General features: G+C 52.1%; 16 protein-coding genes. 9 read left to right on the top strand and 7 right to left on the bottom strand.

Going from position 1 to position 16,726, the window contains the following annotated elements:
- Positions 1–53 precede the first annotated feature (53 nt).
- Positions 54–956: a UTP--glucose-1-phosphate uridylyltransferase GalU gene (gene galU / locus C0081_RS01970; protein ID WP_101532105.1), complete on the top strand. Its 903-nt coding sequence runs from the start codon at positions 54–56 to the stop codon at positions 954–956.
- Positions 957–1,062: 106 nt separating this feature from the next.
- Here the strand turns inward: galU and C0081_RS01975 are convergent, their stop codons facing one another.
- Together C0081_RS01975 and C0081_RS01980 are read right to left on the bottom strand one after the other, a co-directional pair.
- On the bottom strand, positions 1,063–1,413 hold the full coding sequence (locus C0081_RS01975; RefSeq protein ID WP_101532106.1) for a VOC family protein: 351 nt from the start codon (positions 1,411–1,413) through the stop codon (positions 1,063–1,065).
- A gap of 230 nt (positions 1,414–1,643) precedes the next feature.
- Positions 1,644–2,723, bottom strand: a complete 1,080-nt coding sequence (locus C0081_RS01980) for a DUF2336 domain-containing protein (protein ID WP_101532107.1) — start codon at positions 2,721–2,723, stop codon at positions 1,644–1,646.
- Positions 2,724–2,917: 194 nt separating this feature from the next.
- Here C0081_RS01980 and tsaA point away from each other — a divergent pair, with 194 nt between their 5' ends.
- Positions 2,918–3,418, top strand: coding sequence for a tRNA (N6-threonylcarbamoyladenosine(37)-N6)-methyltransferase TrmO (gene tsaA, locus C0081_RS01985; RefSeq protein WP_101532108.1), 501 nt, complete (start codon positions 2,918–2,920; stop codon positions 3,416–3,418).
- Between the two features lie 69 nt (positions 3,419–3,487).
- On the opposite strand, the gene ettA is transcribed toward tsaA, so the two are convergent.
- The 5 genes from ettA to C0081_RS02010 form a co-directional block, all read right to left on the bottom strand.
- Positions 3,488–5,140: an energy-dependent translational throttle protein EttA gene (gene ettA / locus C0081_RS01990; protein ID WP_101532109.1), complete on the bottom strand. Its 1,653-nt coding sequence runs from the start codon at positions 5,138–5,140 to the stop codon at positions 3,488–3,490.
- Positions 5,141–5,227: 87 nt separating this feature from the next.
- The gene (locus C0081_RS01995; protein WP_146006384.1) at positions 5,228–5,626 is read right to left on the bottom strand and encodes a hypothetical protein; all 399 of its coding nucleotides are present in this window, start codon (positions 5,624–5,626) and stop codon (positions 5,228–5,230) included.
- 33 nt (positions 5,627–5,659) lie between these two features.
- The gene (locus tag C0081_RS02000) at positions 5,660–6,697 is read right to left on the bottom strand and encodes a fatty acid desaturase (RefSeq protein ID WP_101532111.1); all 1,038 of its coding nucleotides are present in this window, start codon (positions 6,695–6,697) and stop codon (positions 5,660–5,662) included.
- A 306-nt stretch (positions 6,698–7,003) separates the two neighbouring features.
- Complete coding sequence (ung, locus tag C0081_RS02005) at positions 7,004–7,717, bottom strand: uracil-DNA glycosylase (RefSeq protein ID WP_101532112.1); 714 nt, start codon at positions 7,715–7,717, stop codon at positions 7,004–7,006.
- A gap of 17 nt (positions 7,718–7,734) precedes the next feature.
- Positions 7,735–8,262, bottom strand: coding sequence for a GNAT family N-acetyltransferase (locus tag C0081_RS02010; protein ID WP_245417828.1), 528 nt, complete (start codon positions 8,260–8,262; stop codon positions 7,735–7,737).
- A 310-nt stretch (positions 8,263–8,572) separates the two neighbouring features.
- On the opposite strand from C0081_RS02010, the gene C0081_RS02015 reads away from it, so the two are divergent.
- The 7 genes from C0081_RS02015 (at position 8,573) to C0081_RS02045 (ending at position 16,713) form a co-directional block, all read left to right on the top strand.
- Positions 8,573–9,226 (top strand): CerR family C-terminal domain-containing protein, encoded by a 654-nt coding sequence (locus tag C0081_RS02015; protein WP_101532113.1) that lies wholly within the window; start codon positions 8,573–8,575, stop codon positions 9,224–9,226.
- Complete coding sequence (locus C0081_RS02020) at positions 9,223–10,182, top strand: HlyD family secretion protein (RefSeq protein ID WP_101532114.1); 960 nt, start codon at positions 9,223–9,225, stop codon at positions 10,180–10,182. Before C0081_RS02015 ends, C0081_RS02020 begins: the two co-directional genes overlap by 4 nt.
- On the top strand, positions 10,182–11,129 hold the full coding sequence (locus C0081_RS02025) for an ABC transporter ATP-binding protein (RefSeq protein WP_101532115.1): 948 nt from the start codon (positions 10,182–10,184) through the stop codon (positions 11,127–11,129). The genes C0081_RS02020 and C0081_RS02025 overlap by 1 nt, the downstream gene beginning before the upstream one ends.
- The gene (locus C0081_RS02030) at positions 11,126–12,250 is read left to right on the top strand and encodes an ABC transporter permease (RefSeq protein ID WP_101532116.1); all 1,125 of its coding nucleotides are present in this window, start codon (positions 11,126–11,128) and stop codon (positions 12,248–12,250) included. Before C0081_RS02025 ends, C0081_RS02030 begins: the two co-directional genes overlap by 4 nt.
- Before the next feature lie 91 nt (positions 12,251–12,341).
- Positions 12,342–13,064 carry an ABC transporter ATP-binding protein gene (locus C0081_RS02035; RefSeq protein WP_101532117.1) on the top strand — a complete coding sequence of 241 codons (723 nt, stop codon included), beginning with the start codon at positions 12,342–12,344 and terminating at the stop codon, positions 13,062–13,064.
- A 17-nt stretch (positions 13,065–13,081) separates the two neighbouring features.
- Positions 13,082–15,445, top strand: a complete 2,364-nt coding sequence (locus C0081_RS02040) for an ABC transporter permease (protein ID WP_101532118.1) — start codon at positions 13,082–13,084, stop codon at positions 15,443–15,445.
- Between the two features lie 44 nt (positions 15,446–15,489).
- Positions 15,490–16,713, top strand: a complete 1,224-nt coding sequence (locus C0081_RS02045; RefSeq protein ID WP_101532119.1) for an efflux RND transporter periplasmic adaptor subunit — start codon at positions 15,490–15,492, stop codon at positions 16,711–16,713.
- Positions 16,714–16,726 lie beyond the last annotated feature (13 nt).

A 16,726-nucleotide genomic window follows, 5' to 3' on the forward strand; every position in this document is an offset into this window, starting at 1 on the left:
CCGTTTGGTAAACTTTTTAATATATCAATTTTTAGAAATGGAGCTTCATTGCCATGGCCCGACCAATTCGTAAAGCTGTATTCCCTGTTGCAGGTCTAGGAACACGCTTTTTACCTGCAACGAAAGCCATGCCTAAAGAAATGCTGACAATTGTTGATCGCCCTGTGATCCAATATGTCGTTGATGAAGCCCGCGCCGCCGGAGTGGAACATTTCATATTTGTTACCGGTCGCAACAAAGGGGTTATTGAGGATCATTTCGATATACAGGTCGAACTCGAGCAAACCCTTGAACAACGCGGTAAGATCGACATTCTGGAGGCCTTGCGCAAGGATCTACCGGCCCCCGGCCATGCGAGCTTTACGCGTCAGCAACAACCTCTAGGGCTTGGCCACGCTGTGCTTTGCGCCAAGGAGCTGGTTGGCGATGAACCATTTGCTCTTTTGTTGCCAGACATGATTATGAAATCAGAACGCGGATGCCTTGCGGAAATGATGGATGTCTACCAGCAACGAGATGGCAATGTGGTTGCGCTCGAGCAGGTTCCCATGAATGAGACCCACAAATATGGTGTCGTTGAAACAGGTAAAGAATGGGAAGGCAGTCACGAAATTCTTGGTATGATTGAAAAACCCACCCCTGGTCAGGCCCCCTCGGACCTGATCTTGTCGGGTCGCTATATTCTACAGCCAGAAATTTTTGATTATCTGGCACTTCAACCACCAGGCAGCGGCAATGAAATTCAGCTAACAGACGCGATGATCCAATTGAACAATGATCAAAATTTCTCCGGCCTCCAATTCAAAGGAGAGACTTACGATTGTGGCTCAAAATCGGGTTTCCTGATGGCCAATGTGGCCTTTGGGATGCTACGCGACGATATCGCGCCCAATGTTGCTGACACCATTCGTGCCCTGCTTGATAGCTATGACGATCGTATGGGTAAAAATAAATAGCCGCACAACACAACAATCTAGCATAAAAAACGGGCTCGATGGCCCGTTTTTCTTTACCAAAATTGTACTGCCAGTGACCGACCCAACGACAAGAAGGCAGCGACGATCACTCCACCAAACTGATAATATTACCAGAGGGATCGATCAGGTGAGCGAGAGAGCCCCCCCAGAATTGACGCTCCGGCGACGCGACAAACGGCACCCCCCGCGCCTTTAAGGTCTGATAAACGCTTGGCAGATCATCCACAGCAAGAGAGAGACCAGTAAAACGTCCAATCAGCGAGGCTTGCGCACCTCTGGCATCCTCTTCTTCGACAATCACCAACATGCCGGGTTCAAAGCCAACTGCGCCCTGCTCAGACCGATCCCAAACCATCGGCCAGCCAAGGGAATTGGCGTAAAAATCTCTCGCAACAGCAAGATCCCTAACAAATATTCGAAAGGCGGTTACATGCATCGGCCGTCCCCCATCATGCCCTGAACCGTATCATTCACACGCCAGATCAATAAAACCTGTTCTGCGCAAAATCGGTCCTCTTTATGCCTTCGGCCCACCGCAGCAAGAAACGGTCACACCAACCAGCTTAGCCAAAACGGCCAAAGACAGATCCCGTACGGAACCTGTCTTTTTAACTCAGACACTGAATTTCCCGTCCAGCATCAACAGTTTGGCAATGCCTTGCCTTATCAGTCAAGAAGTAATCCATTCTGAGACCACAAAACCGCCTCTGATTGCGCAGCGTCAACAGTTAACTGCCTATATCGGGCGATGACAGCGGTGCATTGATTGCGTGACAGACACAACATCCACGGTCCGCATTCCAATATTTCTTGAACAACACGCTCAGGTAGCCCCAGCAATTTGAATAGACACAGCACTTGATCCCAGTTCAATGAGGACATCATCCGCGCCACGATTTGATGAGGGAAACCACTTAAAAGCGCAATGCCGCAAACCAGATCGGCAAACTGATCATTATTTGCAAATTGCCGCAAAATGCCGTTTTCCAACAGACCTTGTTTGGAAAAGCGATCCGCTTTGGCCAACGAGGAGTCGAATTGATAGCGCGCCAAATAGGAATGACGAGACAAGTCATACATGGACTCTTGAATAAGGGGAGCAATTTGTTGCCACAACACAGGCAAATCAATGATCGACTTCACTTCTGGCTGTTTGGCGGTTTCCGGGCCAGAGGCAACCTGCTCCCGTTCGCGCAGTGAGAGCTCTTGAAATAAAGATTGGTCATTGGCCGCTGAATTTCGAAGCATGTTCAAGCCCACTTGGGATATATCCGCACCCTTGTTTGCCGCAAGCTTAATCAATACGGAACCATGTTGCGAGCGGATAAGAACATCGGTAACAACACAGCTAAGGCTCTTTCGCATGCATATGGAAACCATATGTGTTTCGCCTTTGACGTCGCTGATTTTGACCAGATCCTCATCTGTCAACACGGGTGAATGTCGCAAGACCGGATCAGCGACGCTTATCACATCGAAGGCAAATCTACGGATAATTTCTTGCGGGGCATTTTCCAAATGACTGAGCTTTTGAGCAGCAAAAGATCTGGTTTCGACACCGACAAGATCTGCAAGCCGATGCATGACAGTGCTGTATGTCTCGATTTGCTCTTCAGTGCAATGGGTCGCAGTCAGCGCAAACAAAGTGGCGACATGCCGCATGAGCTCATCGCTTTTTCCCTTGTCACCTTGGCCATTGAGGACTTTCGGGTCTACTAATTCGGTTCTCAGTTTTGCAGCGTGCATATCATTTATCCCGTAATCCACTCACATCTGTAGGCATGAAGGAGTAACATCTGGGAGCCACTCTACAGACCACATCTATAAAAACGAATAAATCCTACGCTCTATTTTTATGATAAAGCGTTGAAAACATGATGATAATTTAAATAAAGTTTGATACAAATCTTAAATGACATTCCCAAATTTGGAGAAATAAAATGCCAAAGCGTCCCGGTGAAATGGAACTTGCCGAAAACTGTTTATCCCAGGATGCCTGGCTCAGCTTTATCGGTCACATCCAAACCCCATTTAAATCGCGAGAGATGTGTCCGCGTAACGGGCGAGGAACCGATGAAGTCGCCTATATCAAGCTCAAGCCGGAGTTTTTACCTGGGGTAAAATCACTGGAAACCTGCTCACATGTGATTGTTTTTTACTGGATGCACCACGCCATGCGCACGCTCATCCAGCAACGGCCAAAATTTGATACCGACATCCATGGCACCTTCGCCTTGCGCTCACCAAACCGCCCCAACCCGATCGCTATATCCGTTGTTGAGTTGCTAGAAATTCAGCCCGACGGATTGAAAATTCGCTACATAGACTGCCTCGACGGAACGCCGCTGTTGGATATCAAACCTTACTTCCCTCACACAGATGCGATCCCCGATGCGCAAGTGGGCTGGTTTGACAAGGCCACAACGCCGGACCCGATTTAACACTGCAAAAAGCATAAATAAAAAAGCCCCACTCAATGGAGCGGGGCTTCAAGCATTCATATCGCAAGCTTAGCGTGTGAATGGTTTATATTTGACACGTTTTGGATTCACAGCATCTGGCCCCAAGCGACGGATTTTGTCTTTTTCATAATCCTCGAAGTTGCCTTCAAACCATTCCACATGGCTATCGCCTTCAAAGGCGAGAATATGCGTCGCCAAGCGGTCAAGGAACATGCGATCATGGCTGATGACCACGGCGCACCCTGCAAAATCCTCAAGAGCATCTTCAAGTGCAGCGAGGGTTTCGGTATCCAGATCGTTGGTCGGCTCATCGAGCAGAAGCAGGTTGGCACCGGATTTCAACACCTTGGCCAAATGCACGCGGTTGCGCTGACCACCGGAAAGAGATCCGACTTTTTGCTGTTGGTCGCCGCCCTTGAAATTGAAAGAAGAGCAATAGGCGCGGCTGTTCATTTCACGCTTGCCCAATTTGATGATTTCATCACCGCCGGAGACTTCTTCCCAGACGGTTTTGTTGGCATCAAGCGCATCGCGAGACTGATCCACATAGCCAAGATGCACGGTATCGCCAAGCTTCAGCGTTCCTTCATCTGGCTGTTCATCACCGGTCATCATTTTAAACAGAGTGGTTTTGCCCACACCGTTCGGACCAATCACGCCAACGATACCACCCGGTGGCAGTTTGAAATCAAGCCCATCAATCAACAGACGGTCCTCAAAGCCCTTTTTCAAACCTTCAACATCAATAACGATATCACCGAGACGTTCTCCCGGCGGAATAATGATTTGCGCAGTGCCCGGCGCACGATCTTCGTTACGTTTGAGCAGCTCGTCATAGGCTTTAATACGAGCTTTGGATTTTGCCTGACGAGCTTTCGGGCTGGCTGCGATCCATTCTTGCTCGCGAGACAGTGAACGCTGACGAGATGCATCTTCGCGGTTTTCCTGCGCCAAACGCTTGGCTTTCTTCTCCAGATAGGCAGTATAATTGCCTTCATAAGGAATACCGGTGCCGCGATCGAGCTCCAGAATCCAACCGGTTACATTGTCAAGGAAGTAGCGATCATGGGTAATGATCAACACAGCGCCCTTGAACTCACGCAAATGGTTTTCGAGCCAGTTGACCGTTTCCGCGTCCAAATGGTTGGTCGGCTCATCGAGCAATAGCAGATCCGGCTCGGCCAACAACAGTTTGCACAAAGCCACGCGACGCTTTTCACCACCGGACAACACAGACACATCGGCATCAGACGGAGGACAGCGCAGGGCGTCCATTGCCATCTCAACCACAGACTCAAGATCCCAGAGATTCTGGCTGTCAATAATATCCTGAAGCTTGGCGCCCTCTTCCGCGGTTTCGTCGGAATAGTTCATCATCAGCTCATTGTAACGGTCCAGAATGGCCTGCTTTTCGGCCACACCTTCCATCACGTTGCCCATAACGTCCTTGCTCTCATCAAGAACAGGCTCCTGTGGCAGATACCCGATTTTGGCACCATCCGCAGCCCAGGCTTCACCGGTAAATTCTTTGTCCAATCCGGCCATGATCCGAAGGATGGTGGATTTACCCGCACCATTTGGACCAAGAATACCGATTTTTGCATCGGGGTAGAAAGACAGATGGACATTGTCCAGCACTTTCTTGCCGCCGGTATAGGTCTTGGACAGACCATGCATGTGATAGATGAATTGTCGAGCCATTAAGTCGCCGCCGTTCAATTAGTCAATAGGAGTTTGCCCCGTTTTACTGGGCCGAGCGCAGGGTTTCAATCCCTATTCTCATGAGATTCAAGATGGACGCTGCAACGCATACCGTTCGTAGGCCCTCTGTCCCACATCCAATCTGAGCAGATAAATCCCAGAAGGCACAATGAAATTAGGCACCTCGATATCAGCCATTTTCAGGGTTTGGCGCAAATGGGTTCCTGACAGAGGCAAATAATCAGGGTCTTCACCGCTATATTTATTATAGAGGCGCCCCCCAAACCACCGGCTGCGTTGTCTAGCCTTTCTCGCTGTATCAAGCTTGAAGTGCAACATTCTGAAAAGGTCACCTTCATCAAGCGGGACGATGTCAGCCGCTCTACTCAAGGCAGACAGAAAACTGGCTCCACCAGCCAGAACAGCATTGGCAATGCCTTTCTGAGTGGGCGTAGGACCATGCAAGACTTTAATGATTGCACCCAAGTGAACCGATCCGTTTGACCCACCAAAATTCATTTAGGCAATGGAGCGTTTACGCAGTTCGCGGAAAGAGATCAGCTTTCTCGCCTCTTCATCCCAGAGGGCAAGGGGCACGCAGCGGAAGCTCTGCCAGAGCGTGAGGCGACCCGCCTCCTTCAGTTCTGGATAGTCGCGCAAAATCTTGGTCAAGCGATAAAAGGGAATGGCGCTTGAGAGATGATGCACGTGATGCACGCCAATATTGGCGGTAAACCAACGAAGAACGGGCGGCAAATCATAATGGGAAGACCCATGAAAAGCAGCATCATGGCGGTTCCAGTCTTCTTCGCGATTCCAGTATGTCTCATCGAACTGGTGCTGCACAAAGAACAACCAGACGCCAATTGTCGTGGCCAGGACAGTGGTCGGGATCTGAATGAGCAGAAAATCCCCAACCCCTACAAGCCACATACCAAGGGCAGCAAATGCAACAATGCCGATATTGGTTGACATGGTTGAGGCCCAAGGGCCCCAGCCGCGCCGCATCAGGCCGATGGGCAAACGGTGCTGTAGAAAAAAATGATGGGTAGGACCGATAAGGAACATAACAAAAGGATTGCGATACAGACGATAGCCCAACTTCCGCAGGGGTGTCAGCGCCTGATATTCATTCAAAGTGAGCGTATCAATATCACCCATTCCGCGTCGGTCGAGATTGCCAGAGCTGGCATGATGGATAGCGTGTGTGCGTTTCCAATAATCATAAGGCACCAATGTGAGAATACCAAACACACGGCCAACCCAATCATTGACAACTCGGGAACGGAAAAACGCTCCATGACCGCAATCATGTTGAATGAGGAAAATGCGCACAAGCAGACCGGCAGCTGGCAGAACGAGCAACAGATAAAGCCAGACACTCACATCGAGCGCAAACCACATCGCCACCCAGCAAGCCAAAAACGAACCGATGGTCACCGCGATCTCAAAGAAGCTCCGACCATGATGAGGGGTCTTATATTGAGCCAGAATTTTGACCCATTGCCGGCTAGTAGGCACTGTGGTGTTGGTTACGCTCGATCCGTCTTTGTTCATGTCCGCCCTTTGTCGATGCTGATTGGAACATGCAACTTACCAAAAGCCGTACGTACCCGTTGTTGTCAGTAATCTGTAAATTAAATAAAGCCCAAGCTCAACTGCTACCTCTGACTGACAGGGGTTGCACACGGCATCAATGAAAAATAAGACGCCGCTGAACTGATTCAGACTGCTTGACGATAAGTTGAGGAGAGGAAAGCATGGCCTTCTGGGGGCCAAGAAATCACAGGCCGCAACCAACCACGCACAATTCATCACATTTTACTATGGCAATACTAGGGCAAAACAGAGGTAAATTTGAGGCTATTTCAGTGCGCACCAATCGATGCCGCCGCAATTATGGTCTTGCAAAAAAGCATTGGCCCGCGAAAAACAACGCGATCCCAAAAAGGCATCGAAGCCGACGCCCGATTTGCGTGCGCCCAAGGGACTGGGATGTGACGTTCTGATAACGTCATGATGTGCCGCATCAATTGCGTCTGCCTGCTTGTGGCTATGCCGTCCCCAAGCCAAAAAAACCACAGGCTCCGCCTTGCTATTGACCGCGGCCAAAACAGCCGCTGTAAAAACCTCCCAACCCTTTTTCGCATGGGAGGCCGCCTCCCCTTGCCGCAAGGTGAGCGTGCTATTGAGCATTAAAACGCCTTGTTCAGCCCATCGGCTCAGATCTCCATTGTCAGGAGGTATCAATCCGCAGTCCTCAGCCAATTCCTTATAGATATTATTGAGCGAGCGAGGCGGCTTTACCCCACGCGGCACAGAAAAAGACAGCCCCATCGCGTGCGGCACATCCCCTTCAAGACCGGGATATGGATCTTGCCCCGTGATCACGACTTTGACACGGCTAAAGGCAGTCTGCTTCAGCGCATTGAGCCGCATCCCACGATGAGGCAAAATCGAGAATGCCCGTTCCTCCTGCATCAACCATGCATCCAATCGCTGCAAACGCTCGTGTTGATCGGCCAAACGATCATACCAATCACCACATTGTTGCAGCTCTTCAAGCAAACCAATCATGCCACTACTCTTATCTATTATTTTGCATCAAGGGCCGCCAGCGCAAAAAACGCCTCGTTGCGCACGGCATAAACTTTCTCGGAACTTGACCATTGCAGCGAACAAGACTCATAAAACTTCTGAGCGCTGACATTATCAGCATCGACAGACAGTCGCAGATAAGCGCATCCACGCGCCTGCCCAATCGAAGCCACATGCGCCAACAGCTTCTTACCCAGCCCCAATCCGCGCACCTTATCGGAAACATAAAGATCCTGAACATACACTCCCGGCCGGCCAATCCAAGTTGAAAAGCTGTCAAAGAACAAACACATGCCCACTGCCTCGCTTCCATGCTCCGCAATCACACACTCAAATTTGGGCTTATCACCAAATCCATACCGCTCATAGTCAGCGATGCTCGCCTGATGTTTTTCGCTCTCGCCCAAAAATGCGGATAAGTCCGCAACCATCCGATGAATAAGGGGAGCATCTTCACGCACGGCAAACCGGAAGCTAAGGGCCCCTGATGAATCGACGCAACCTGTGTCTTTGTTAGTCGCCATATCTGTATCCTATTGGTTTCAAACGACACCCAAGGCGTAATGAACCGAGCAAGCACGCTTCATACAAAGTCGTGAGACGCATAACGTAGGGTAAGAATCGGGCAAGATTCGTCTTTTTTTCTTCGCCACACAACCCGTTTTTACGGGCATTTATGCCGAAAGGGAAGACAGGAACACGGGAACCTGGCTTCACGGGTATAAGCCATGCCCAAACTAAAATTAAATCAATCGATTGATTTAATTTTAGTTTGGTGCTTTAATATAGTTGTCATCTCATTCGCCATCCAAAGGCCAACAGCAAGTAACATCCATGGCTCAATCAAGATCTGACATCACCAAAAAAGCGCTCATAGACACGGCCTTCCAGCTTTTTGCAGTTAAGGGCTTTGCCGCCACATCAACCCGTGAAATCGCGACAACCGCCAAGACAAACATTGCCTCGATCACCTATCATTTTGGCAGCAAAGCGGGGTTGCGAATGGCCTGCGCCCAAACAATCGTTGACCGATTTTCCAAAATAAGAACCAATCCTGAAGCCTTGGACGTACCGGACATTATTAAAAGTGCCGAGACGTCTTTTGAGGCGATGATTTTGCGACAGGCCTATGTGTTTCTGCAACTGGAGGAAGCGGAAGCGATGATCAGTTTCCTCTTTCGTGAGGCCCATGAAAAGGGAGAGGTTTTTGACCATATCTATGAAAATTTCTTTCGCACGATGTTCGAATTCCTCCTCTCCCATTGGGCTGACAGTATCGGCATCAGCGCGCAAGAAGCCCAGTCAGAGGCAAACAGATTGTTGGTCTTTTCAATGATTGGACAAGTCGCCTATTTTCGCGTTGGCCAACCCGTCGTTGCCAAACATATGAAGTGGCAAGGATACAGCGAAACCGAAGCATTGGCGGTCCTCACAATCTTGCAATCCAACATCCGCACCATCATCAACGCCCATAGGAACGCCTCATGAGTTTTCTTTGCTCCCTGCCCGTCATTGGCATGCTGCTGAATGCTTGCCTGCCACCAGAGCCCATAGCCACAGGCTATGTCGAAGGCGACTATGTGCTTGTCGCACCCATCGAGGTCGCGCAGATCGCCGCCATTCCGGTTGCACGCGGGGATCATGTCAAATTTGATCAGACACTGGCCATTCTGGAACGCCGTGACGCCGAAATTGCAGTCGCTCAAGCCGAAGCAACCGTCGCGCAGTCCGAAAGCAATCTCGCCAACCTGACCCGAGGCGCAAGGCCAGAACAAATCGCCACCTTGGTGGCCACATTGGCCGCCGCGCAGTTCAGCGCCGAGGAAGCCGAGCGCGACATGGAACGCCAGAAAAAACTGATGCAAAAGGGCACAGTCTCTAAAAGCAAATTTGATCAGGTCCGCACCAGCTTTGATGTGGCGAAAGCCAAGGTGGAAGAACTGAAAGCCAATCTGGCCTATGCCAAGCTTCCCGCGCGCAAAGATGAAATCGCGGCCGCGCAAGCAACCGTCAAACAAGCAAACGCCACATTGGAATCCGCACAATGGCGCCTTAAAAAACGAACACTCAAAGCAAGCCAAAGCGGCATTGTCGTGGATGTCATTCGCAATCTGGGAGAAGTTGCAGGACCACAAGCGCCAATCCTTCAGATATTGCCCGATGGCGGCACCAAGCTGCGGCTTTATATTCCGGAAAAAAGGCTCGCCTCCATCAAGATAGGCACCCAATTGAGCGTGGAATGCGATGCTTGCGCGGACAACATCCTCGCCCGCATCAGCTACATTTCTGACGGGCCAGAATTTACCCCCCCTGTTATCTATTCCCTTCAGAACCGCCAGAAGCTGGTCTATCTCATCGAAGCCAAGTTGGCCACCGAGAGTTCGCTAAAGCCTGGACAGATTGTCTCTGTCCAACTATCCGGCGCACAAGATCGGAGCCAGTGATGAAAGCCATTGACGTTCATAATCTTGTGAAACGCTATGGCGACAAAACAGTCGTCAACAATGTCTCTCTCTCGGTCGAACAGGGTGAAATTTCCGGCTTTCTCGGCCCCAATGGATCGGGCAAAACCACAACCATTCGCGTGATGTGCGGATTGCTGACTCCCAATGAAGGCCACGGCACGGTGTTGGGCTATGATCTGCATAAGGATCAACTCAAGATCAAGCGTCAGGTCGGTTATATGACGCAGAAATTTTCCTTCTATACCGACCTGACCATCGAAGAAAATCTCTATTTTGTTGCCCGCCTGTATGGCCTGTCTCCCGCCCGCCAATATGTGCGCGATACGTTGGAGAATCTGGGCCTCACATCGCGCCGTCATCAATTGGCAGGCTTGCTATCCGGTGGTTGGAAGCAACGATTGGCCCTCGCTGCCTGCATCATGCACAAACCCAAATTGTTGCTTCTGGACGAACCCACAGCGGGCGTTGATCCAAAAGCAAGACGCGAGTTCTGGGACGAAATCCACATGCTGGCCGCCGACGGCATGACTGTCATGGTCTCCACCCACTATATGGATGAAGCGGAACGTTGCCACCGTATCAACTATATTGCCTATGGCAGTTTGCTGACGTCAGGAACCGTGGATGAAGTGGTCGCAGAAGCAGGCCTGTTCACCTATCTGGTCTCTGGACGCGATGCAGCACGGGTGGCAAAAATATTACAAACAACCAAAGGCGTCGATCAGGTTGCCCCCTTCGGCAACAACCTGCATGTGGTGGGCAAAGACAAAGATCAGCTGGAACAGGCTGTCTCCAAAGCTGCTGAACAATATGATGTCACCGCTCAACCGGGCGAGACCACATTGGAGGATGTTTTCATCCAATATATGAGCCAATCACAGGACAATATGTCTGGAGAAAACGGTGAAGGAGACGCCCTACAATGAATTATTTTTTTTCCTTCACCCGCCTCTACGCCTTGCTCGCCAAAGAAATCACACAAATGATGCGCGATCGCATCACCTTTGCCATGATGATCGGCATTCCTCTGGTCCAGCTTGCCCTGTTTGGTTTTGCAATCAACACAGACCCCAAACGCCTGCCCGCAGCCTTGGTTACCTCCAGTCAGGACCAATTCACCCGCGCCATGATCAGCGCACTGGAAGTCACCAATTATTACCGTTTTGACTTTTTGGCCTCCTCCACCCAAGAGGCCGATCGCCTGATGGAAGAAGGACGGGTGTCTTTCATAGTCACCATCCCGTCTGACTTTTCAAAACGGGTTCTCAAAGGGGATAATCCGCAAATCCTCATCGAAGCAGACTCCACCGATCCGGCGGCGTCCTCCGGGGCTATCTCGACATTAACAACGGTCGCAAATCAAGCGTTTCTGCGCGAATTAGGCAAAGTCCAAACTCAGGACAGCGGCGTCGATATCGTGGTGCATCGACGATACAATCCTGAAGGCATCACACAATATAACATCGTGCCCGGCCTGCTCGGCGTCATCCTCCAGCTTATCATGGTGATGATGACCTCCATGGCGCTGACTCGCGAAGTGGAACGCGGCACCATGGAAAATCTATTGGCCATGCCCGCCACTCCCTTTGAGATTATGCTGGGTAAGATCCTGCCGTATCTGGGTGTCGGCGCGGTGCAGGTAGTTGTGGTTCTTGTCGCCGCCAAAGCCATCTTCAGTGTGCCTTTTGTCGGCTCACTAGGGTTGTTGCTTTTTGGTGTTTTCATTTTTATCAGTTCTCTGGTGCTTATCGGTTATGCGATCTCCACAATTTCCCGCAGCCAAATGCAGGCCATGCAAATGAGCTTCTTCTTTTTCCTCCCCTCCCTTTTGCTGTCGGGCTTCATGTTTCCCTTCAAGGGCATGCCGGGGTGGGCGCAGATATTGGGTGAAATATTCCCCCTCACGCATTTTCTTCGCCTCGTGCGCGGCATCATGCTCAAGGGCGCGGATATGGAAGCCATGCGCTCGCCGCTCACCGCCCTGATGCTCTTCACTGTTGGTCTTGCCGTCTTGGCTTTGTTGCGTTTCCGAAAAACCCTCGATTAATGGCCCCTTCGCTGGAAGTCATGCCCGTTTGCGCCTATAGTCAAAATTAGCACGCTGGCATGGCCTCCATGCTCACAACAGGGCGGTTGTCATGACGATAGAACCCACACAACCAATGGCATTTCGAACCAAAGGGCTCACCAAGGTCTATGGGGAGGGCAACGCGGCCGTTCACGCTTTGCGCGGGGTCGATCTGGAAATCCCCAGCGGAGAGATCGTTGTGCTTTTAGGCGCATCGGGCAGCGGCAAATCCACCTTGCTGAATATCATAGGCGGTCTGGATCGCGCCACCGAAGGGGACGTGTATTTCCAATCCCTTTGTCTATCCGAAATGTCGGACAACAAACTGACCCTCTATCGACGCGACCACGTAGGCTTTGTTTTCCAGTTTTACAACCTGATGCCCAGCCTCACCGCTTATGAAAATGTCGAGTTGGTAACCGAAATCGCAGACAGCCCCATGGACCCCAAAGAGGCTTTGGATATGGTGGGGTTGTCAGAGCGAGCCAACCATTTCCCCGCTCAAATGTCCGGCGGCGAACAGCAGCGCGTCGCCATTGCCCGCGCCATTGCCAAACAACCCGACGTGCTATTCTGCGACGAACCCACCGGCGCGCTGGACAGCAAAACCGGTCGCGTTGTTTTGCAGGTTCTAAAAGACGTGAACGAAAAGCTCGGTGCCACCGTGTTGATTGTCACCCATGCCGCCAGTACAGCAGCAATGGCCGACCGCGTAATACATTTTGCCGATGGCCGGATCAGGGAAGTCGTCAAGAACGACAAGAAACTCACCCCAGATCAGATCGAATGGTAGGGAGATAGACAGCCATCATGTCACCCCTCAACCGAAAACTAGGCCGCGATCTTTGGCGCATGAAGGGGCAAGTTATCGCCATTGCCATGGTGATTGCCACCGGCGTGATGCTTTTGGTGATGATGTCCGGTGTGGTGACCTCTCTGAATGAAACCCGACGCGCCTATTATGAGCGCAACCGCTTTGCCGATGTTTTTGCCCCCGTAAAACGCGCGCCGCTCCATATCATCCGCGACCTCGCCGATTTATCCGGTGTGTCCGTAGCCGAAGGCCGCGTCACCGGTTCGGCCCTCATCAGTTTGCCAAGTCTTGAATTGCCCCTGCGCGCCACAGCACTATCGCTACCAAATCGTTCAGAACCGCGCCTCAACGCCATTCACTTGACCGACGGTCGCCGTATCAACAGCGACAATGCGGACGAAATCATCCTGCTCAACAGCTTTGCACGAGCACACAAGCTGGAACCCGGCGACAAGCTCTCGGCGACCATGAATGGAGCCCGACGCACCTTTCGCATCGTCGGGCTGGCCCAATCCCCCGAATATCTTTACAGCGTGGCCCCCGGTGAAATGATTTCCGATGACAGCCGTTTCGGCGTGATCTGGATGAGCCAAACAGCCCTCGCGGCGGCCTATGACATGCAAGGTGCGTTCAATGAAGCTCTGCTGTCCGTGGGACGCGGCAACAATCTGCAAGAAACCCTTGAACGCATTGATCATATTCTCAACCCCTATGGCGGCTTGGGCGCTTATGGCGTCAAAGACCAAACCTCAAACCGGTTTGTCAGCGAAGAAATCACGGGTATGGAAGGATCCTCCAAGGTCGTTCCGCCCATTTTCCTTGCGGTTGCGGCCTTCCTGCTCAATATCGTCATTTCACGCATGGTGCAATCTGATCGCGAGCAGATCGGCTTAATCAAGGCCTTTGGTTACAGCAACTGGGAAGTCGGCTTACATTACTTCAAATTTGTGCTCGCCATCGCCATTGGCGGGGCTGTATTGGGCTGTATTGGTGGCATTGCGCTCGGGCGCGGCATGATGAACATGTATCTGCTCTATTACAAATTCCCGATCCTTGTATTCCAATTGGACCCCGCAGCCTTTGTCACCGCATTCCTCACGTCCATCCTTGCTGCGTCGGCTGGTGGTCTGTTTGTTTTGCGGCAGGTTTTTGCTCTCAGTCCAGCCGTTGCCATGCGCCCTCCCGCTCCTGCCGATTATTCCAGAGCGGGCAAGATCGGCGCGTCTCTCAATCGGCTCCTTGATCAGCCAAGCCGGATGATCCTGCGGCGCATCACTCGCCAGCCGCGCCGCATGATCGGCTCATTGACGGGCATTGCGTGTGGCATGGCTCTATCCGTCTCGATGATCTCATTACTTGCCGGCTTTGACAGAACCATGGATCTGACCTTCAATGTTCTGGACCGCAGTCAGGTAACCGTCACCTTCACCCATCCGTTGGCAATCCACGCCATCCATGAAATAAATGCTATCCCCGGTGTGATCCGGATCGAACCGGAGCGCGTGGTCTCTGCGATCATGCGCAATGGAACGCGCAGCTATCGCGGGGCCATCAACGGCATTCACGCCGATGCAACGCTCAAGCGTGCCGTTGCCAAAGACCTGTCCCCTATTGTGCTTGGAAAACAGGGCATCATCCTGTCAAAAGGACTGGCCAGCACCCTCGACATCACCCCCGGAGAGATCTTGACGGTGCAGATTCTCGAAGGCCGCAGACCTGTTTTGCGCATTCCTGTCGCCAACATCGCCGAAAGCCTGTTTGGGTCCCCTGCCTATATGCAGCTCGACGCCTTGAACCGCACCCTTAAAGAGCCGTTGCGTGTCTCCACCGCCTATATGCGCATCGACGCCAACCGCGCGGATCAAATCTTCAAACAACTCAAAAACCGCCCCTCTGTGGCAGGGGTCAGCCTCAAATCCGACGCCCGCGTTGCTTTTCAGAAGATGATGGACAACGGTGCAGGCTCCATGCGTTTTATTATGGTGGCGATTGCCGCCATCATCACCTTTGGCATTGTCTATAATGCTGCGCGCATTGCCTATGCCGAGCGCCTGCGCGATCTGGCTAGCCTGCGCGTGATGGGCTTTACCAAAGCCGAAGCCGCCTTTGTCTTATTGGGAGAGCTGGGAGTTATCACTCTGGCAGCCCTGCCCATTGGCGGCGCCTTGGGATATTATCTCAGCTACGCCATAGCAGAAGGCTTCAGCACCGATCTCTACCAGATTCCAACAATTTTCACACCATCCAGTTATGGTATCGCAGCTCTTGCCGTTTTAACGGCCGCCATTGCATCCGGTTGGCTGGTGAAACGCGACATAGACCGGGCAGATCTCGTTTCCGCCCTAAAAATCAGGGAATAAGCGCAGTCATTGACACAGGGTCAAAGAGGCTGGGAGAATAAGCCATGGCTAAAAAGAAATCCCGTTCCTATTTCACCATCGTCGCCGTTCTGGTAACGGCTGCAGCGCTTGCCTATGCCTTCTGGCCCCGCGCCCTTTCGGTTGACATCGGCACGGTCAAGCGAGGCCCAATGACGCTGACCATCGATGAAGAGGGACGCACACGAGTTCGCGACGCTTATGTGGTCTCAACACCGGTGGCCGGACGCCTGATGCGCGTCGAGGCCCAGCCTGGCGATGCCGTCATTAAAAACGAAACCATTGTCGCCCAGATGCGCCCTCTCAATCCTGCAGCCCTCGACATCCGCACCCGCGAACAGGCGCGCGCAGCGGTGGCAGCAGCCGAGGCCGCCTTGCGCGTTTCTCGTGCCGATCTCAACAAAGCAATGGCAGACTTGGATTTTGCACAAAGCGAATGGGGCCGCGCTAAAAAGCTAGCCGAAAAAGGCACCGAAAGTCAGGCAGCGCTTGATCGCTTCCGAAGCAATCTGCGCGCGGCAAGCGCCATGAGAGACACAGCCCAAGCGGCAATCAGTGTGCGAGAGGCCGAACTGGCCAATGCCCGTGCCCGCCTGATCAGCTTTGACGGTCCCGAACAAGCCTCGGCCCAAATGGGCGATGCCGACATACCATTGCGAGCCCCTGCCACCGGTCGCATTTTGCGGGTCATCCAGCAAAGCGAAACCACCCTGACAGCAGGCACCCCCATTATGGAAATCGGCAATATCGCGCATGATCTCGAGATCGTCGTTGAACTGCTCTCCACAGATGCGGTGCAAGTCTCACCCGGTGATCGGGTGATCGTCGATGATTGGGGCGGCGACACCCAACTCGAAGGCAAGGTCGAGCGGGTAGACCCATGGGGTTTCAAGAAATTTTCGTCCCTCGGTGTAGAAGAACAGCGCGTCAATGCCATTATTCGCTTTACAGGGGCCAGACAAAGCCGTGACAAACTGGGGCACGGCTATCGCGTGGAGGTCCGCATTATTATTTGGGAGGATCAAAGCACCCTCCTCATCCCGTCCAATGCTCTCTTCCGCGACGGTGACTATTGGGCGGTATTTAGAGTTATCGACGGCAAAGCCATCCAGACGCGCGTGAAGGTCGGTAAAGACAATGGCTTGTCCGCTCAAATCCTTGACGGCTTGGAGGTCGGAGATGCCATCATTCTTTATCCGTCCTCGGGCATCAGCAACGGCGCAAAAGTCGCCCAGCGCGTGATTGAATAGACAAAAATGGAAG

The sequence above is a fragment of the Cohaesibacter celericrescens genome (assembly GCF_002866925.1).
Lineage (GTDB): Bacteria > Pseudomonadota > Alphaproteobacteria > Rhizobiales > Cohaesibacteraceae > Cohaesibacter > Cohaesibacter celericrescens.